Here is a 15,756-nt window from a genome sequence, read left to right on the forward strand (position 1 = left end):
GCCGGGACCATCAGGCAGGAACCTCCGGCCTTGGGGATTGTTTATGGGCCAGCCAAGAGTTGATATGGAAGGACTTCCTCATGGCAAGGGAGAATCCGGCTTCCACGGCCAGCATCGCCGGCCATCCCATCCATCCGATGCTCGTGCCCATTCCCATCGCCTGCTTCGTCGGCGCATTGCTGACGGACCTGAACTACTGGCGGACGGCGGAGATGATGTGGGCGAATTTCTCCGCCTGGCTGCTGACGGTCGGCGTGATCGTGGGCGTGCTGGCCGCCATTGCCGGCCTCACCGACTTCCTGGGCGATCGCCGGGTGCGCGCACATAAAACCGCGTGGCTGCACATGCTGGGCAATGCGGTGGCGGTCATACTGTCCTTCTTCAACATGCTCATACATACCCGTGATGCCTGGACCTCGGTGATGCCGACAGGCCTTATCCTGTCGGCGCTGGTGGTACTCATCCTGATATTCACCGGCTGGCTGGGCTGGGCCCTTGTCTACCGCCACCACGTGGGAGTGGCCGATGAAACCGTTTGATCGATCCGGCAAGCGACGCGCTTATGGTACAGGGCTTGCGTTCCTTTGCTTTGCGACGCTCGGCGCCGCGGGCTGCAGCAACGATGCCGCCGACCCAAGCACTCAGATAGGCCCCAACCCGAATTTGCCGGAGATAAAGCAATATCTGTTCCCGCCGATGCATCTTGCATCCGTGGTCGGCTGGAAGAAGGATGAAACGCCGACGGTAGCGCAGGGCCTGCAGATCCATGCGCTGGCGACCGGGCTTCAGCATCCGCGCTCGCTCTACATCCTGCCGAACGGCGATGTGCTGGTCGTCGAATCGAAGGCCCCGCCGGAACCGCCAGCCAAACGGCCGAAGGATATCGTGATGGGCCTGATCGAATCGCTTGTCACCTCGGGCGGCGATACGGGACCGAGCAACCGCATCACCTTGCTGCGTGACAGCAATGGCGACGGCGTGCCTGACGTCCGGGATGTGTTCCTTGATCACCTGAATTCGCCCTTCGGCGTCGCTCTGGTGGGAAACGACCTCTACGTTGCCAACACCGACGCGATCATGCGCTATCCCTACAAGCCAGGCGAGACCAAGATCACCGCGCCGGGCGTCAGGTTGACGGAATTGCCGGGCGGTCCGATCGATCACCATTGGACCAAAAGCCTCGTCGCCAGTCCGGACGGTTCGTTGCTCTATGTCGGCGTCGGTTCGAACAGCAACATTACCGAAAACGGCATCGGCGCGGAAAAGGACCGCGCCGCGATCTGGGAGGTGGACAGGGCCACCGGGCGATCTCGCATTTTTGCCAGCGGATTGCGCAATCCCAACGGCTTGAGCTTCGAGCCGCAGACAGGAGCACTCTGGACCGTCGTCAACGAGCGCGATGAACTGGGGCCAAATCTGGTGCCGGACTATATGACTTCGGTGAAGGAAGGCGGCTTCTACGGATGGCCGTACAGTTACTACGGCCAGCATGTCGATCCCCGGGTAATGCCGCAACGCCCGGATCTGGTCGCCAAGGCTATCGTTCCCGATTATGCGCTGAGTTCGCATGTGGCACCATTGGGCATGGCTTTCTACACCGGAACCAGCCTGCCGCAGACATACCGGGGCGGCGCCTTTGTCGGCGAGCACGGCAGCTGGGACCGTCCCGGGCTGAATGGCTACAAAGTCGTCTTCGTGCCATTCAGCGGTGGCCGCCCGAGCGGCATGGCTCAAGACGTCGTCACAGGCTTCCTCAACCACCAGGAGGAGGCGCGTGGTCGGCCGGTCGGCGTTGCCATCGACAAAACCGGAGCGCTGCTGATCGCGGACGATGTCGGAAACACAGTGTGGCGCGTCACACCCTCGGCGTGATGATCGCTGCTTGAGGCATGTCGCTCTCCCGCCGGTCGGCATCAAGCTCGGTCCGCCTTCGTCCCTTTGGCAGGATGTCACGAAATATTACGTGAGGGAACGTCGGCGCCGAAATCTGCATTCTCCGGGGGAGACGACCGTCGTCTCGAAGTTGGATTGAAAGGAGAATTACCATGCCCAATCAAGGTGGTAGCCACGAGCAACATGTGAAGGCGGGCCAGCAGAGCCACAAGAACACGGAAAACAAGAACCGCCAGCAGCAACAGGCCGCAGGCAATAATGAGCGGCAACAGGGCGACGGCTCCAACATGCGGGGCGGCTCGCACGAACAACATGTAAGAGCGGGCCAACAGAGCCACAAAAACCGCTAGGCATTTCAGCCAGGCGCGCTGACGCTCGCTCCGTATCATGACATGAGAAAGGTCCATCCCGAGGAATCGGGATGGGCTTGTGTCTACCCCGGCTCAAGGTCAGTCCGCGGGAGCAGTGTAACGGCGGCCAATGGCCTCGGCGATGGCCGCGCGGCTCTCCTGCATGTCCGTGCCGGTATCCGTTTCTATGTCCGCCACCTCGTCGGCGAGGTTCTTGTCCTTGATCTTGCTGCGGAACCATTTCGAATAGTCGCCGGCGCGCAGGTGATGTTCCCAGGTGCGATCGTCGATGCCTTCTGCGATGTGAAGGAACATCATCAGGTTCTGCGCTTTCAGGTTAAGCGCTCCGTCCGGCCCCCGGAAATAGAAGCTGTTGTCGCCAAGGTCGCCCTCGGCATATTTGCGCATGTGCCGCTTGCGAACCTGGCGGGGCCGTTCGACCTTGACCGTCCTGATCGGCTCGCCCGATGATCGGTTCCAAAACAGGACCTCGTCCTTTGGCGGCGGCACGGCGCCGTCGGGAACGTCTATGCCGGTGGCGGCACAGAAGCTTGCGACGATCTTGTCGGCTTCCGGTCCAAGCGCCAGAACGGTTTCGACGCCAGCCAGGACGTCGCGCGAAACCAGATCGGGGTGCACGGTGATCAGGATGGTCGCGGGGAGGCTCTTGGGCAGCGCGAAAGACGCGCCGTCACGGGCCTGGGGCAAAAGATGATGCGCCTCATCGATGATCAGCCAATGCGGTCGGCCGGTGCGCGCGCGAATGCTGGCCATATCCGGCAGCAGCTTGGCAAAATTGCCGGGCCGTTCGGCGGTCTTCAGCCCCAGCATGTTAACAGCGACATTGTTGGTTGGCTTGGACAGAAGATCGAAGACCTCACGCGAGATCGGCGGGGTCTTGGCGTCGCCAACCACCACCACATTCTCGAGTTCCTGATAGTCGCCTTCGGGGTCGAGAACGCAAAACTGAAAGCCCTTCTCGACAAAGCGCTCGGTCAACGCGGTGGCAAGCGTGGATTTGCCGATGCCGGACGTGCCGGCCAGCAGCACGCCGCCGCCATGCGGTGAAAGGTGCACCTGCGCGCCCGCTATGTCGGTTCCCACTTCCACGTGTTGGCGAGCCGTCTCCACGAAGCCGGCATCGCGCGATATGAGCTGTTCAATCAGTTCCACCACGCCGGCACCTCGAGGGCTGGCTGTGACGAAATCCGCCGTCTCCTTAACGGTCGGCAATGCGTTGGCCACGGCGACGCCGAAGCCGACGGCGCGCAGGAATGCATGGTCGTTCTCGGCATCGCCGACACCGACGACGTTGTGGGCGGAAAACCCCAATTCCTCGAGTGCGCAGGCAAGGCCGGTGGCCTTGTTGACCCCGCTTGGCAGCACCATCACCGCGCCCTTGTTGAAGATGATCTCGAGCTCAAGTCCAAGCTCCTTGATTTCCGACAGCACGGCGGCTTCCTGTGGTTCCCAGGTGGCCACGACGCAGCGTCCGACCGACAGGGGCGCGACCCCGCGACGCTTCAGCCTGTCGACGAATTCAGCCGGGGGCGCCGGCGCCAAAAGCCGTTCCTTCTTCGAAGCGGGCGTATAGATCAACGCGCCGTTTTCGGCGACCACCCTGTCGAAGATGTCGAGTGCCGGAAAGACCCGCTCGAGATCGGCAAGCTCGCGGCCGGTCACCATGATCAGCTTGCGGCCCGTCTGCTTCAGCCGTTCGAGCGCAGCATAGGTCGCATCGGAGACGACCCCGTCTTCGGCGAGCGTGCCGTCATAGTCCGTCGCTAGGGCAAGAACATACATCCTGGATATCGTCTGCGCTTGAAACCAGACACCCCGATCGCCCGAAGGCAGCTTCGGCTGTTCGGGCTAACGATGCCGAATGGCGATGGTTCCATGCAGGGAAACGGCCCTTGCAACCATATTGAAACCCAGGACTCCGCGGGTAATTTTGCCCGTGGCGCCCGATTTCCTTCAGGCCGCAACGCGACCGTGGCGGAACCAGGCAGGGTTCCCGCTGTTAACAACGCGGGCGATCAATCGGTTGCCGATGTGTGGGAGCCATGCGTGCCATGATCAACGATCCGTTGCCGGGAACTGTTCCGGCATCCCTTCCCGCGATCGACGCAAAGGCCGCCCCGACGCTCAAGAACGCCGAGGCGGAGGTGTTCTATACCGAAGCCATTCGCGAACTCGCCGCCACCGACATTCCTTTCCTTGTCGCCGGAACCTATGCGGTAAGCGCCTACACCGGCGTCATCCGTCAGACTAAGGATCTCGATATCTTCTGCAAGGCAGGCGACTTCTCGCGCATCCTGGCCCATTTCAAGCAGCTCGGCTACGCGGTCGAAATCGAGGACGACCGGTGGCTTGGAAAGGTCTTCAAGGGCACGCATTTCTTCGACATCATATTCGCCTCGGCGAATGGAACGATGCCGGTAAGCGACCAGTGGATGGAGCATGCCCGCCAAACCGAACTGCTGGGAAGCCGGGTGAGGATCGTCGGCCCGACCGAGCTCATATGGTCCAAATGCTTCATCCAGGACCGAGGGCGTCATGACGGGGCGGACATCGCCCATACGATCCTCAAGGCGCAGGACCAGATCGACTGGCACAGGCTGCTCTCCTACCTGGAAGTCCACTGGGAAGTGCTGCTGATGCAGATTCTCAGTTTCAGATGGATCTATCCGAGCGAGCGCGACCGCATCCCCACATGGCTGCTTGACGAACTGCTCGACCGCCTTGCCAAGCAGCGCCAATTGCCTTCCCCCAGAATGAAGATCTGCCGCGGGCGCCTGCTTTCGCAGACCGATTACGAAATCGACGTCAAGGAATGGGGCTTCGCCGGCGTCGGCGGTACAGGAGAATTTCGTGATGGCTGAACGGACCGAAGACGCTCCGGCGACGGAGGGCACCGCCACGATCAAGGTGGCGGCCGTTGGCGACCTGCATGTGAAGGAGGACGCCCAGACATCGTATCGCGATCTCTTCGGCGAAATGTCGCGCGAGGCCGATATCCTCGTTCTTCCAGGCGATCTGACCAATCTGGGCAAGCCCCGCGAAGCCGAGATCCTCGCCGAAGACCTGCGCGCCTGCTCTATCCCGGTGGTCGGCGTGCTCGGCAACCATGATTATGAATCCGGTGCGGTCGAGGACGTCGCGGAAATCCTGCGTCAAGCGGGCGTCCATCTCCTCGACGGGCAGACGACCGAAATAGAGGAGGTCGGTTTTGTCGGCGTGAAAGGGTTCGTCGGGGGGTTCGGTTCACGCATGCTCGGCTCCTTCGGCGAGCCGGCCATCAAGTCGATGGTCGCCGAGAGCGTCAGCGAGGCCATGCGGCTTGAGAACGCGATGCGCCAGGTTCGCGCAAAACGCACGCTTGTCATTTTGCACTACGCTCCGATCGTCGAGACCATCGCCGGCGAACCCCTGGAGATATTTCCGTTTCTGGGCTCGTCGCGGCTGGCGGAAACGATCGACCGGTTCCAGGTCAGTGCTGTCGTGCACGGCCATGCGCATCGGGGAAGCTATGAGGGCCGCACGCCCGGCGGGGCGAGGGTCTACAACGTCGCCATGCACGTTTCCAAACCGACCGGCCGACCCTATGCCTTGCTTGAAATCTGACGGAGTCGGACGCCGTCCCGACGGTCAGCTTACCGCTTTGATAGATTTTGCCAGTTCTTCGAGCTTGTGCGGATCGTTGCCGTGACGGCGCACGAGCTCGCGTGCCTGATTGGACGGCAGATCGGCTGTCGCCACCAGTTGCCGGACCTGTTCACTGTCGACCGCGACTTGGGGCAAGTTGCTGCCGGAAATTCTCTCGTCACCAGCCATCGTCTTTCTCCTCGATCGATGCCGAGACAACGGATTGGAAAACCGTCCGGTTCCGAAAGACGGGGCTGAAGTCGACCGGCGGATCCGATCGGCAGCGCGCCGTCTCGATCCGTGGCGGCAAGGCCGGAGGCGACCGCGAATTGGCGATGGAACAAATGACGCCGGCCAGGAGTTGCGTCCCGAATGAAGGGAGGTGATCCCGATGCCAAACCCAGGAAAACCAGATCCCAATCGCGACGTGCCGATGCCGGCGCCGACCTGGAAGCCCGAACCGATCGAGGAGCCTGATCCGGAACAACTCCCGGACGAGACGCCTCTGCCCAATCCCGACGAGAACGAAGAATCGCCGATGCATGCCGGCAGCCGCGTCGTCTGAACGTGCGACGCATGAGATCCCGACCCCGTGGCAATGGAACGTCTTGGGCCGGCGCCATTGTCCCCCCATCGTGTTTCCATCGCAGCAACGGCAAGGGGCGCTTCAATCAAAGGAGAACATCATGAAAGTTGGCAACTGCATGACGCAAGGCGTTCAGGTCGCCAGTCCGGACCAGACCCTGCGGGAGGCCGCCGCCGCCATGGCCAGCCTCGATGCCGGCGCTCTGCCCGTAGGCGAGGACGACCGGCTCGTCGGAATGATCACTGATCGCGACATCGCCGTCCGTGGCGTCGCCCAGGGTAGGGGCCCGGATACGCGGATACGCGAGGTGATGAGTGCCGAGATCAGGTACTGTTACGACGACGAGGAGATCGAGGACGTGCTCCAGCAGATGGGGGACCTTCAGGTTAGACGGCTGCCGGTGATCAGCCGTGAAAAACGGCTGGTTGGCATCATCTCGCTTGGCGATCTCACGAAAAACGGCGAGGCAGCACGAGCCGGCGAAGCGCTGAACGGCATCTCACAGGCAGGCGGCGCGCATTCGCAGACGGCACACTGACCATCGATGACATGGCGAGAGCGCTGCCCGCGTCCCGCGGGCGGCGACGGCGGTTCAGCGATCGATCTCTCCAAAGACGATGTCGAGGGAGCCGATGATCGCCGAGACGTCGGCGATCATGTGCCCCCGGGACAGATAGTCCATCGCCTGCAGATGTGCGAAGGACGGCGCGCGAATCTTGCACCGGTAAGGAACATTGCCCCCATCCGAAACCAGATAGACGCCGAACTCGCCTTTCGGCGCCTCGACGGCGGCATAGACCTCGCCCTCGGGCACGTGATGGCCTTCCGTGTAAAGCTTGAAATGGTGAATGGTCGCTTCCATGGAGCGTTTCATCTCCGCGCGGCGTGGCGGCGTGATCTTCCGGTTGGGAATTGCGACCGGTCCTTGGCCTTGCGGCGACCGTAGCTTGTCAAGACATTGCCTCATGATCCGGACCGACTGGCGCATCTCCTCCATTCGTACGAGGTAGCGGTCATAGCAGTCGCCGTTCTTGCCGATGGGAATATCGAAATCCATCTGCGGGTAGCATTCGTAAGGCTGCGCCTTGCGCAAATCCCATGCCGCGCCCGACCCACGCACCATTACGCCCGAAAATCCCCAAGCCCAGGCATCGTCGAGACCGATGACGCCGACGTCGACATTGCGCTGCTTGAATATGCGGTTTTCGGTGAGCAGTTCTTCGAGATTGTCGCAGACCTTGAGGAACGGATCGCAGAAATCCCACATATCGTCCAACAGGTCCGGGGGAAGATCCTGATGTACGCCGCCGATCCTGAAATAATTGGCATGCATGCGGGCGCCCGATGCCCGTTCATAAAACACCATCAGTTTCTCGCGTTCGGCGAAACCCCAGAGCGGCGGCGTGAGGGCGCCGATATCCATCGCCTGCGTGGTGACATTGAGCAGATGGGACAGCAGCCGGCCGATCTCGCAATACAGCACGCGAATGAGCTGGCCGCGCTGTGGAGCCGAGATCCCGAGCAGCTTCTCCGCCGCCAGGCAGAAGGCGTGCTCCTGATTCATCGGCGCCACATAGTCAAGCCTGTCGAAATAGGGCAGGGCCTGTAGGTAGTTCTTGTACTCGATCAACTTCTCCGTGCCCCGATGCAGCAGCCCGATATGCGGATCGACGCGTTCGACGACTTCGCCGTCGAGTTCGAGCACCAGCCGCAGGACGCCATGCGCCGCAGGGTGCTGCGGCCCGAAGTTTATCGTGAAATTGCGGACCGTCGCGTCAGCCATGACGCCCTCCTTCGACCGTTGCCGCCTGGCACCGGGAATGGGACATCCGCCGAAGCCCCGGGTTCTGCCCCACGCCGTCAGGTCGTGGTCTGGATGATCAGCGTCAGCGTGCCGTCGCCGTCAATGTTGGCCGCCACCACTTCGGAGGCATCAAGTCCATTCGCGGCCAGGACCGAGGAAGCTTCCGGCGATGCGCTGACCGAACGCTGCAGGACGTGAAGGTCTTCCTGGCTGGTCTGGGCAACCACGGTCTCGACCTTGGCCTTGAGGTCGGGTGGCAAGTCCGCCAATGCGACGATGGCTATGTTGGTGAATGTCTGTCCGGTGATGCCCTGGTCGGGGCCGGTCTGACCTGGCACGGCTTCCGGTGCCGGTGCGTCCGGGGGAAGGGGTGCGTTTTGGGACTGAGCATGGGCAGGCAAAGCCAGAGTGAGTGCCGCCAGGATGATGATTGCCTTGTTCATGATATCTTCCTTCCTTGTTCGAGGAGGGTCGATCGGGATGACGCGCGACAGGGACAGCAAGCCATCGCCTCGAACAGTGTTGCGTGTTCAAAGCGCGAAGTCCGGATTTGTTCCGGCTCCGGTCGAATCCAAGGCAGGGACGAGGACGCATCGCTGCCCTGCCTATGGTCGGGGACCTTTATCGCTGATCGCGTCAAACCGTTCGATGTCGTAGCGCGGACTGATCCGCGCCAGTATCTCGACGGAGGGTTTGGCCGCGTCGGGCTGTTTCCAGCTCAGCTCGAAGGAGAATACGAACCGGCCGCGCTCGATGTCGTGCTGCATTCCGAGAAAGCGCCAGCGATAGCCCAGCGGTTGAACCAGCGCGTCGAGGTCAGGCGGAACGCCGTTCGCCGACGAGATCGCCAGGATCGCATGATGGGTTCGTGGGATCCACAGATCGACCTGCTTCAGCACCTGAAGCGTTATCAACGTCAAAACCGTCCCCGCTGTGCCAAGTGCCAGTTGTCCGCCGCCGAAGGCGAGGCCGATTGCGGTCATGACCCACAAGGTGGCGGCCGTGGTGACACCCGTCACGAAGTCGCCGCGGCGGAGAATGGCTCCGCCGCCAATGAAGCCGACGCCCGTCAGCACGCCCAGCGGAAAACGGAGCACGTCCATCACACTGAACGAATCGGGGCCCTTGCCGCCCACCTCGAGCAGGATATTGGCCTGCATCATCGCGATCGCGGCCGCCAGGCCGACCAGGATGGTTGTTCTGAGCCCGGCGGTGTGGCCGCGGGCTTCCCTGTTCATTCCGATGATCACGCCGGCAACAAAAGCAAGAGCCAGGCGCAGGGCTAGGTCGGTCAAGGTTGGATGAAGCGGCATGGTCATAGCGGGGACGACTCACGCAACGGGCTCGTTCTCCAACACCGCGGAGCGTTCGATGGTTCCCTAGGTGGAAGGTGAAGCTTCTTGTCGGGTTCAGGCAACCCACGACGTCCCGCTGCGTTTGGCACAGAACGCACTCGGGAGGTCTTTCCATGCCGCTCACCGCCTTTGCGCTCAATTGCACCTTGAAGGCCTCCGACGACGCCGAGAAATCGTCCACGGACCGCCTGCTGGCGGATCTGCTGGCGGCAATGGTGCCGCATGGGGTGCGCGGCGAGATTGTTCGCGCCCTCGACCATGACGTCAAACCCGGCGTGCTGTCGGACATGGGCGAGGGAGACGGTTGGCCGCAGCTCCGCAGGAAGATCCTCGACGCCGACATCTTCGTGCTGGGCCTGCCCATCTGGCTCGGCCAGCCGTCGAGTGTCGCCAAGCGCGTCCTGGAGCGCATGGATGCGTTTCTATCGGAGACCGACAAACAAGGCCGGATGCCGGCCGCCGGCAAGGTCGCGATCGTGGCGATCGTCGGCAATGAAGACGGCGCTCACGCCTGTCACGCGGCGTGCTTTCAGGCGCTAAACGACGTCGGCTTCACGATTCCTGCCAATGGCGGCGTGTATTGGGTTGGGCAGGCTATGGGCGACGTCAACTATGTCGACCTGCCCGGAACGCCGGAAGCCGTGGTCGAGATGATCGAAATGACGGCTTCGAATGCGGCCCATCTGGCCAGCGTGCTGAAGGAAAGGCAGTATCGCGGCGTCGGAAAGTGAAGAGATTTTCGTGGCGGCACAGAGTGCCCGTTGCCCTGACACCATCGGCCACTCGATGGTTGCCGGGCGCCAGCAAGATCAGTGTCGGCGCCCTTGGGGTCAGGGCTCGTCAAAAGGCCCGGCTCGCCTGGCCAGATCGCGCGATATGGCACCTTCCTCTTCGTCATCGGGCAATGCCTCGTCGCTGTTCTGGTAGGCGTTGTCATCGTCCTCCTCCGGCAGGTCGCCTTCCTTCTCGACGTCGACGACAGCGTCGACATTGTCGGACACCTTGTCTGGAAGAACCCTGCCGCCCTTGATTGCATCCCAGTCCGCCTGCTGGATTGCCGGGGCTTCAGTTTCGTCCCGTTGTTCGGATCGTTGCTTCTTGCGCGGTTCCATCTCATGTCTCCGATATGAACGGGTGCCTCATGTGGCCCCTTTGTCACCAAGTGTCGCTTTCCGCCGCCAGAACTCGGCTATCCTGATGGGTCGTGGAATCGGAAAGGCTAACGGATAACCGCCGACCCGGCCCGTTGTTCCTCTCAGCGGGATCGGTTGGTGTTCCGCCTTGGGCCTGGGATGCAGCATCGCGGGGTAGCCGCCGCATTCGCGCAACCAATCCCGCATTACCTCGTTTTGCCTTTGAGACCGCCCTTGAACTTTACCGATTGGAAATCTCAGAGACACTCAAATGAACCCTTCAGCCGAGCCCCGATCACCGTCGGGAAACAATCTCCATATTCAGCCTTTCCATGGAACGGTGACTGTCAGATTCTCCGACGCCATCATCGCCTCCACCGAACATGCGCTGCAGGTCCAGGAAACGGGGAGGGATCCTGTGTTCTACATCCCGTTCCAGGACATCTATTTCGACCTGCTCGAGAAAACCGATACCACCTCGATATCGCCAAAAGGCACTGCGAGCTATTGGCGCGTGCATGCCGTTGGCGGATCGGCGGATGATTTCATGTGGGCGTATGAAGAGCCCGAGGCGCCTGTCCGGGTGCTTGCTCGCCACGCCGCCTTCGATCCCGGCAAGGCTCGCATAGACGCCGATCCCGCTGAAGACGAGCGCCACACGCCTCACATAGTGGAATAGCAGGGCAGCGGCAGGATTTATCCAAGGGAACCGATTCCATTGGGTTGTCGTGCGATGACACCGGGCCCAGGTCGCCTTCACGCTGCGCGGTCTTCGTCGAGAATGCGCAGGCCCTCTTCAAATTTCGCGAGGGGAATCCCGGCCCGCCGCGCTTGCCACAGGTTGTCGGCCAGATCGGCACGCTTGACCGGCCGCGCCAGGGGATTTGACGCAGCCCGGCGCACGAAAGCGATTTCATTCTCGCCAGGCCTCTTCGTCAGCGCATCGACCGCGGCGACAATCGAGGGACCAAAGCCTGCGGATTTCAGCCTCGTCCTTGTCCAGCCCTCCCCTTTTTCGAGGACGTCATGCAGATATGCCACGATCTTCTGGTCAAGGGTTTCGACCGTGTCGACGACGCGCCTGCAGTGTTCGATATAGGGTTGCCCGGTCTTGTCGGTCTGCGATCGATGCGCGTCCTCGGCAATCTTGGCCGCGCGGTAGAGCATGCTCATTGCCAGCCTCCCTTCATTCAATCTGTTCGAACCTGCATTGCCGGGGCGCCTTGTCCGGTCGCCATCGCAACAGTTTGGTTCCGTGGCGGAATCGATTGCCGGTGACATGATCGAAACGGACTTCGACCACCAGCTCCGGCCGCACGGGCTCCCACTCCCCGCTGCGTTCGGTGCTCCAGCGGCTCGGCCCGCCGGGAGCCTTGCCGGTAAAGCCGGGTCCGCCTCTCAGGTTCTCGAGCTTCGCGGTAATTTCTGCCCTGTCGTCCTTGCCGATCGTCGACGTAAACCCGACATGGTCGAGTTTGCCGTGGTCGTCATAGAGACCGAGCAGCAGGGATCCGACCTGGCTGCTGCCCGTCAGGTAGCGGAACCCGCCGACGACACAGTCCGCGGTGCGCAGCCGCTTCACCTTGATCATGGTGCGCTCGCCCGGCCGATAAGGGTCCATCAGCAGTTTGGCGACAACTCCATCGGTGGAGCCGTGGCCGGCCTCGCCCAGCCAGCGCCTGGCGGTGGTCACGTCGGTGGTGCGCGGCGACAACCGCAACGAGGAAACGCCCGACCTCATGACGAAGCGCTCAATCGCGGCCCGTCGTTCCGTCAAGCTCTTGTCGAGCATGATCCCCCCGTCCGGATCGGCGAGAATATCGAACAGGACGAGACGGGCCGGGGTTTGCGCGCTCAGCATGCGAATCCTGCTTTCGGCAGGGTGAAGCCGCATCTGCAAGGCCTCGAAGGAAGGATCGCCATTCACTTCGATGACTATCTCGCCGTCAAGAACGAAAGACTGGGTATCGAGATCGCGCAACAGTGTCGTTATTTCCGGAAAATACCGGCCGAGCGGCTTGCCGGACTTGGCCCTGAGATCGACGCTTGCGGTGCCTTTGAAGGCCAGGCAGCGGAATCCGTCCCACTTCGGCTCATACTGCCAGAGACCGTCGTCGCCCGGCAGTGCGTCGGCCGCCTTGGCCTCCATGGGGCGGGTATCCAAAGGCAGCGGAAAAGCAGCGGCCACGGCTTCTACCACCGCTCTTCGGCGTCGTGGTGCGGCAGGTCCACACCGCAGCATGTCCATCCGAGCCGTTGCGCGGATCCGTAATTGTAGCGTGGCTCGAGATCGGCGGGATCGTCGAAGGTTCCGACATGCAGGGCGATCTCATCCGGCGATGCATCGTAGGCCAACGCGACGGGCGATCCGCAGTCGCGGCAGAAGCTTCTTTGTGCGATGGGTGATGACCTGCGGCAGAAAGGCTTGTTGGAAAGCCATTCCAAGCTGGCTGATGGTACCCACGCCAGGACTGCGAACGCACTGCCGGTCGAGCGTCGGCACATGTCGCAGTGGCAATAGTGAGTGCGCGGCCTGGAGATGGTGCGATAGCGGACGTTGCCGCACAGGCATCCCCCGGTTCGTTCTCTCATTTCTTGCTGCGCGACCATTGGCCGATCTCTCGAACCTCGATGCTGGTCAACGTTCCACCGATGATGTGGTTTCCGAGAGCCCGAGGGGAACGAGTTTCGCTGCCTCGCGTTTGGTCGGCACTCGAGAAACTGGGGACTAGCGCAAGGATGTCGACTTGAACGGAACCCCTATGCGGCTGGCATGTGCGTTCAGGTATCCGTCCCTGGCCGCCTTGTGCCGGCTCGACGCCGAAGACGACAAAGCGGGTCGCTGCTGATGTCGGCTCCGGGTCTGGCATATGGACCTCTGGGCGATCATTGTGCCCATCTGTGTGTCGACATGCAGCGGCTGTTCGCCGAGCCGTCGGAGTGGGCGACACCCTGGATCACCCGTGTCCTTCCCCGGATCGTCAGCCTTGCCGAAAGATATCCTTCACAAACGATCTTCACTCGCTTCCTTCCGGCGCGACGCCCGGGGCAGGGCACCGGCACCTGGAAGCGGTACTATGAACGCTGGGCATCGATGACCATCGACAGGATCGGCGAGGAGATGATCGAACTCCTGCCGCCGCTGGCGGCATGCTGCCCGCCGGCGATCGTTGTCGACAAGCACATCTACTCACCGTGGCCCGAAGGGCATCTGCACACGCTGCTTTCATCCCGCCGGATCGACACTCTCGTCATCACCGGCGGCGAGACCGACGTCTGCGTTCTGGCGACAGTGCTTGGCGCGATCGATATCGGCTACCGCGTGATTCTGGTGACGGATGCCCTGTGCAGCTCTTCGGATGCAACACACGACGCGCTGATGACCGTCTATCATCAGCGGTTCGCGCAGCAGGTCGAAACGGTCGAGATGGAGACGGTTCTTTCCAACTGGACCTGATCTCGAAGCAATGTCCAGGTCAGGCGCTCAGGTCGATCAAGGCGATGCCGAGATCGGCGTGTTTCGTGCGGCGCAGATGAGCGGGGGACTCGACCAGTGTGACCTCCAGGGTCGGTCGCACCACGCCGCCCAGCAGATGTCCGCCCCGCGTCGCTCCGTCGCTCAGTCCGAGCACGGCATGCAGGTGGAGGCTGGGCTTGCCGTCATCGCCCAAGGCAATGTCGCCGATCGCGCTGAGAACCTCGCACTGCTCGTTGACCGGTATCTTGCGATAGTCCTTTGCCTCGAAATCGAACCAACCGACCGCTGCTCGCTCGAACGCGCCGAGCGCGGTCAGCGATGCGCCGTCGATCTGTTCTTCGCTGGCAAAGGCAGTGAGCACGCCAATCGCCTCTTCGCCAGGCTCGAGCACCACCACGAAGGTCCTCTGTCCCGCGACTTTCGAAACCAGTTTCGATTTCATTGCCGTTGTCCTGTGGCCAAGGTGCAGAAACCTTGGCGGTGAATTTTCAGGCCGGCCCACTTATTCGAACGAACCGTTCGCGTCCCGGTTCCATATTGCGGCAGGCGCGCGGCGTCGAAGCGGCCGGCAGTATCCGCCCGAACGCCTACCCCTCAGCCTTGAAGTTCTTGGCTTCCTTTTTCACCTCTTTCCTGTCGTTGTCGTGCTTGCGGATAAGATCTTTCGCCTGCTTGGGCGAGACGTCGGTCGTTTCGGCCAGATGCACGGCTTCGCGATCTTCGTCTTGTGGCCGGATCTTTTCCTTGGCCATCGGTCTGTCTCCTTTTTTCCGTGTCATGGGACGTAACCAGACAAGCGCCGCCCGGTTCCATGAAACTGCCTTGCTCGAAGGAGCGCCTGCCTCGGTAGAAGCTATTTCGCGGAGGAACTCGACTTGGGAGAGCGCAGCAAAAGTGCGAGCGGCACGAGCAGGGCGGTCGCGATCGCGGAGTAGCGAAACAAGTCCACGTAAGCCAGAAGCGTCGCCTGCCGGCCTATCGTCTGGCCAATCCAGCCGACCGCCTGGACTTTCGCCTCGACCGCGGGCGAGCCCTGAGCGACGAAATAGTCAGTCATGCGCCGAAGCATCTGCTGATAGACAGGCGAGGACTGCGCCGTGTTGCCGATCAGATGGGTCTGATGCAGTTGTGCGTTCTGCGCCACGACGGTGTTGGAGAGCGATACGCCGACGCTGCCGCCGATATTGCGGGCGACATTGATCAGCGCCGAGGCCTGGTTGGTCTTTTGCGGCGGCAGGCCGACATAGGCGGCCGTCGAAATGGGGATGAACAGGAAGGGAAGCCCTACCGTGATGAAAATGCGGGCATAGGTGAAATAGCTGAAACCGGCATTCGGCGACAGTGAAGTCAGGTGCCACAATCCCACGGCAACCGCCGACATGCCGATCATGATCAGGTATTTCGGCTGCACGAAGCCGGAGGCGAAGCCGGAAATCGGCATCAGCATCAGCATGGCGATGCCGCCAGGCATCATCGAAAGTCCCGAAAGCGTCGCGGTGTAGTCGAAGGTGG

Annotated in this window: 21 protein-coding genes and 1 pseudogene; 10 read left to right on the forward strand and 12 right to left on the reverse strand. The window is 61.8% G+C overall.

Annotated features, from left to right (window positions below):
• The first annotated feature begins 80 nt into the window (after window positions 1-80).
• The 3 genes from FJ428_RS14400 to FJ428_RS14410 all read left to right on the forward strand — a co-directional run bounded on the left by FJ428_RS14400 (window position 81) and on the right by FJ428_RS14410 (window position 2,243).
• The gene (locus FJ428_RS14400) at window positions 81-539 is read left to right on the forward strand and encodes a DUF2231 domain-containing protein (protein WP_140556674.1); all 459 of its coding nucleotides are present in this window, start codon (window positions 81-83) and stop codon (window positions 537-539) included.
• On the forward strand, window positions 526-1,872 hold the full coding sequence (locus FJ428_RS14405; protein ID WP_140665759.1) for a sorbosone dehydrogenase family protein: 1,347 nt from the start codon (window positions 526-528) through the stop codon (window positions 1,870-1,872). The genes FJ428_RS14400 and FJ428_RS14405 overlap by 14 nt, the downstream gene beginning before the upstream one ends.
• Window positions 1,873-2,045: 173 nt before the next feature.
• Window positions 2,046-2,243: a hypothetical protein gene (locus FJ428_RS14410; protein WP_140496155.1), complete on the forward strand. Its 198-nt coding sequence runs from the start codon at window positions 2,046-2,048 to the stop codon at window positions 2,241-2,243.
• Window positions 2,244-2,342: 99 nt separating this feature from the next.
• On the opposite strand, the gene FJ428_RS14415 is transcribed toward FJ428_RS14410, so the two are convergent.
• Window positions 2,343-4,046, reverse strand: coding sequence for an HAD family hydrolase (locus FJ428_RS14415; RefSeq protein ID WP_140556677.1), 1,704 nt, complete (start codon window positions 4,044-4,046; stop codon window positions 2,343-2,345).
• Window positions 4,047-4,315: 269 nt separating this feature from the next.
• Here FJ428_RS14415 and FJ428_RS14420 point away from each other — a divergent pair, with 269 nt between their 5' ends.
• Together FJ428_RS14420 and FJ428_RS14425 are read left to right on the forward strand one after the other, a co-directional pair.
• Window positions 4,316-5,125 carry a nucleotidyltransferase family protein gene (locus tag FJ428_RS14420; protein ID WP_140496153.1) on the forward strand — a complete coding sequence of 270 codons (810 nt, stop codon included), beginning with the start codon at window positions 4,316-4,318 and terminating at the stop codon, window positions 5,123-5,125.
• Entirely contained in the window at window positions 5,118-5,867 is a 750-nt protein-coding gene (locus FJ428_RS14425; RefSeq protein ID WP_140879607.1) for a metallophosphoesterase, read from the forward strand. Before FJ428_RS14420 ends, FJ428_RS14425 begins: the two co-directional genes overlap by 8 nt.
• 24 nt (window positions 5,868-5,891) lie before the next feature.
• Here FJ428_RS14425 and FJ428_RS14430 read toward each other — a convergent pair whose 3' ends face one another.
• Window positions 5,892-6,077, reverse strand: a complete 186-nt coding sequence (locus tag FJ428_RS14430; protein ID WP_140496151.1) for a hypothetical protein — start codon at window positions 6,075-6,077, stop codon at window positions 5,892-5,894.
• Between the two features lie 202 nt (window positions 6,078-6,279).
• On the opposite strand from FJ428_RS14430, the gene FJ428_RS14435 reads away from it, so the two are divergent.
• Entirely contained in the window at window positions 6,280-6,453 is a 174-nt protein-coding gene (locus tag FJ428_RS14435; RefSeq protein ID WP_140496150.1) for a hypothetical protein, read from the forward strand.
• A 121-nt stretch (window positions 6,454-6,574) separates the two neighbouring features.
• A complete protein-coding gene (locus tag FJ428_RS14440; protein ID WP_140496149.1) occupies window positions 6,575-7,012 on the forward strand; it encodes a CBS domain-containing protein in 438 nt (145 codons plus the stop codon).
• A gap of 54 nt (window positions 7,013-7,066) precedes the next feature.
• Here the strand turns inward: FJ428_RS14440 and FJ428_RS14445 are convergent, their stop codons facing one another.
• The 3 genes from FJ428_RS14445 to FJ428_RS14455 form a co-directional block, all read right to left on the reverse strand.
• Window positions 7,067-8,257 (reverse strand): NADH-quinone oxidoreductase subunit D, encoded by a 1,191-nt coding sequence (locus FJ428_RS14445; RefSeq protein ID WP_140560363.1) that lies wholly within the window; start codon window positions 8,255-8,257, stop codon window positions 7,067-7,069.
• A 77-nt stretch (window positions 8,258-8,334) separates the two neighbouring features.
• On the reverse strand, window positions 8,335-8,721 hold the full coding sequence (locus tag FJ428_RS14450; RefSeq protein ID WP_140513581.1) for a hypothetical protein: 387 nt from the start codon (window positions 8,719-8,721) through the stop codon (window positions 8,335-8,337).
• 162 nt (window positions 8,722-8,883) lie between these two features.
• Window positions 8,884-9,597, reverse strand: a complete 714-nt coding sequence (locus tag FJ428_RS14455; RefSeq protein WP_224518897.1) for an MgtC/SapB family protein — start codon at window positions 9,595-9,597, stop codon at window positions 8,884-8,886.
• A 149-nt stretch (window positions 9,598-9,746) separates the two neighbouring features.
• Between FJ428_RS14455 and FJ428_RS14460 the strand changes: the two genes are divergently transcribed.
• Window positions 9,747-10,364 (forward strand): NAD(P)H-dependent oxidoreductase, encoded by a 618-nt coding sequence (locus FJ428_RS14460; RefSeq protein ID WP_140879608.1) that lies wholly within the window; start codon window positions 9,747-9,749, stop codon window positions 10,362-10,364.
• A 99-nt stretch (window positions 10,365-10,463) separates the two neighbouring features.
• Here FJ428_RS14460 and FJ428_RS14465 read toward each other — a convergent pair whose 3' ends face one another.
• Window positions 10,464-10,745, reverse strand: coding sequence for a hypothetical protein (locus FJ428_RS14465; protein ID WP_140496145.1), 282 nt, complete (start codon window positions 10,743-10,745; stop codon window positions 10,464-10,466).
• A 361-nt stretch (window positions 10,746-11,106) separates the two neighbouring features.
• Between FJ428_RS14465 and FJ428_RS14470 the strand changes: the two genes are divergently transcribed.
• Entirely contained in the window at window positions 11,107-11,445 is a 339-nt protein-coding gene (locus tag FJ428_RS14470; protein ID WP_318012459.1) for a DUF427 domain-containing protein, read from the forward strand.
• 77 nt (window positions 11,446-11,522) lie between these two features.
• Here FJ428_RS14470 and FJ428_RS14475 read toward each other — a convergent pair whose 3' ends face one another.
• The 3 genes from FJ428_RS14475 to FJ428_RS14485 are packed head-to-tail and all read right to left on the reverse strand — an operon-like array spanning window position 11,523 to window position 13,376.
• Entirely contained in the window at window positions 11,523-11,939 is a 417-nt protein-coding gene (locus tag FJ428_RS14475; protein ID WP_140513578.1) for an HD domain-containing protein, read from the reverse strand.
• A 13-nt stretch (window positions 11,940-11,952) separates the two neighbouring features.
• Entirely contained in the window at window positions 11,953-13,008 is a 1,056-nt protein-coding gene (locus FJ428_RS14480) for an ATP-dependent DNA ligase (protein ID WP_140879609.1), read from the reverse strand.
• On the reverse strand, window positions 12,960-13,376 hold the full coding sequence (locus tag FJ428_RS14485; protein ID WP_140556685.1) for a GFA family protein: 417 nt from the start codon (window positions 13,374-13,376) through the stop codon (window positions 12,960-12,962). The genes FJ428_RS14480 and FJ428_RS14485 overlap by 49 nt, the downstream gene beginning before the upstream one ends.
• A gap of 238 nt (window positions 13,377-13,614) precedes the next feature.
• Between FJ428_RS14485 and FJ428_RS14490 the strand changes: the two genes are divergently transcribed.
• Window positions 13,615-14,223: an isochorismatase family cysteine hydrolase gene (locus FJ428_RS14490; RefSeq protein ID WP_140665753.1), complete on the forward strand. Its 609-nt coding sequence runs from the start codon at window positions 13,615-13,617 to the stop codon at window positions 14,221-14,223.
• 19 nt (window positions 14,224-14,242) lie between these two features.
• On the opposite strand, the gene FJ428_RS14495 is transcribed toward FJ428_RS14490, so the two are convergent.
• The 3 genes and pseudogenes from FJ428_RS14495 to FJ428_RS14500 all read right to left on the reverse strand — a co-directional run.
• Complete coding sequence (locus tag FJ428_RS14495) at window positions 14,243-14,686, reverse strand: PPC domain-containing DNA-binding protein (protein ID WP_140522248.1); 444 nt, start codon at window positions 14,684-14,686, stop codon at window positions 14,243-14,245.
• 145 nt (window positions 14,687-14,831) lie between these two features.
• On the reverse strand, window positions 14,832-14,996 hold the full coding sequence (locus FJ428_RS30275) for a hypothetical protein (RefSeq protein ID WP_181165226.1): 165 nt from the start codon (window positions 14,994-14,996) through the stop codon (window positions 14,832-14,834).
• Between the two features lie 101 nt (window positions 14,997-15,097).
• A pseudogene (locus tag FJ428_RS14500) lies at window positions 15,098-15,756 on the reverse strand (EmrB/QacA family drug resistance transporter); the annotation flags it as partial.

The sequence above is a fragment of the Mesorhizobium sp. B2-8-1 genome, from assembly GCF_006440955.1.
Classification (GTDB): domain Bacteria; phylum Pseudomonadota; class Alphaproteobacteria; order Rhizobiales; family Rhizobiaceae; genus Mesorhizobium.

What these genes read in the sequence shown, in the direction of transcription:
- FJ428_RS14400 (WP_140556674.1), top strand. Translation starts at nt 81, where the DNA reads ATGGCAAGGGAGAATCCGGCTTCCACGGCCAGCATCGCCGGCCATCCC.
- FJ428_RS14405 (WP_140665759.1), top strand. Translation starts at nt 526, where the DNA reads ATGAAACCGTTTGATCGATCCGGCAAGCGACGCGCTTATGGTACAGGG.
- FJ428_RS14410 (WP_140496155.1), top strand. Translation starts at nt 2,046, where the DNA reads ATGCCCAATCAAGGTGGTAGCCACGAGCAACATGTGAAGGCGGGCCAG.
- FJ428_RS14415 (WP_140556677.1), bottom strand. Translation starts at nt 4,046, where the DNA reads ATGTATGTTCTTGCCCTAGCGACGGACTATGACGGCACGCTCGCCGAA.
- FJ428_RS14420 (WP_140496153.1), top strand. Translation starts at nt 4,316, where the DNA reads ATGATCAACGATCCGTTGCCGGGAACTGTTCCGGCATCCCTTCCCGCG.
- FJ428_RS14425 (WP_140879607.1), top strand. Translation starts at nt 5,118, where the DNA reads ATGGCTGAACGGACCGAAGACGCTCCGGCGACGGAGGGCACCGCCACG.
- FJ428_RS14430 (WP_140496151.1), bottom strand. Translation starts at nt 6,077, where the DNA reads ATGGCTGGTGACGAGAGAATTTCCGGCAGCAACTTGCCCCAAGTCGCG.
- FJ428_RS14435 (WP_140496150.1), top strand. Translation starts at nt 6,280, where the DNA reads ATGCCAAACCCAGGAAAACCAGATCCCAATCGCGACGTGCCGATGCCG.
- FJ428_RS14440 (WP_140496149.1), top strand. Translation starts at nt 6,575, where the DNA reads ATGAAAGTTGGCAACTGCATGACGCAAGGCGTTCAGGTCGCCAGTCCG.
- FJ428_RS14445 (WP_140560363.1), bottom strand. Translation starts at nt 8,257, where the DNA reads ATGGCTGACGCGACGGTCCGCAATTTCACGATAAACTTCGGGCCGCAG.
- FJ428_RS14450 (WP_140513581.1), bottom strand. Translation starts at nt 8,721, where the DNA reads ATGAACAAGGCAATCATCATCCTGGCGGCACTCACTCTGGCTTTGCCT.
- FJ428_RS14455 (WP_224518897.1), bottom strand. Translation starts at nt 9,597, where the DNA reads ATGACCATGCCGCTTCATCCAACCTTGACCGACCTAGCCCTGCGCCTG.
- FJ428_RS14460 (WP_140879608.1), top strand. Translation starts at nt 9,747, where the DNA reads ATGCCGCTCACCGCCTTTGCGCTCAATTGCACCTTGAAGGCCTCCGAC.
- FJ428_RS14465 (WP_140496145.1), bottom strand. Translation starts at nt 10,745, where the DNA reads ATGGAACCGCGCAAGAAGCAACGATCCGAACAACGGGACGAAACTGAA.
- FJ428_RS14475 (WP_140513578.1), bottom strand. Translation starts at nt 11,939, where the DNA reads ATGAGCATGCTCTACCGCGCGGCCAAGATTGCCGAGGACGCGCATCGA.
- FJ428_RS14480 (WP_140879609.1), bottom strand. Translation starts at nt 13,008, where the DNA reads ATGCTGCGGTGTGGACCTGCCGCACCACGACGCCGAAGAGCGGTGGTA.
- FJ428_RS14485 (WP_140556685.1), bottom strand. Translation starts at nt 13,376, where the DNA reads ATGGTCGCGCAGCAAGAAATGAGAGAACGAACCGGGGGATGCCTGTGC.
- FJ428_RS14490 (WP_140665753.1), top strand. Translation starts at nt 13,615, where the DNA reads ATGTCGGCTCCGGGTCTGGCATATGGACCTCTGGGCGATCATTGTGCC.
- FJ428_RS14495 (WP_140522248.1), bottom strand. Translation starts at nt 14,686, where the DNA reads ATGAAATCGAAACTGGTTTCGAAAGTCGCGGGACAGAGGACCTTCGTG.
- FJ428_RS30275 (WP_181165226.1), bottom strand. Translation starts at nt 14,996, where the DNA reads ATGGCCAAGGAAAAGATCCGGCCACAAGACGAAGATCGCGAAGCCGTG.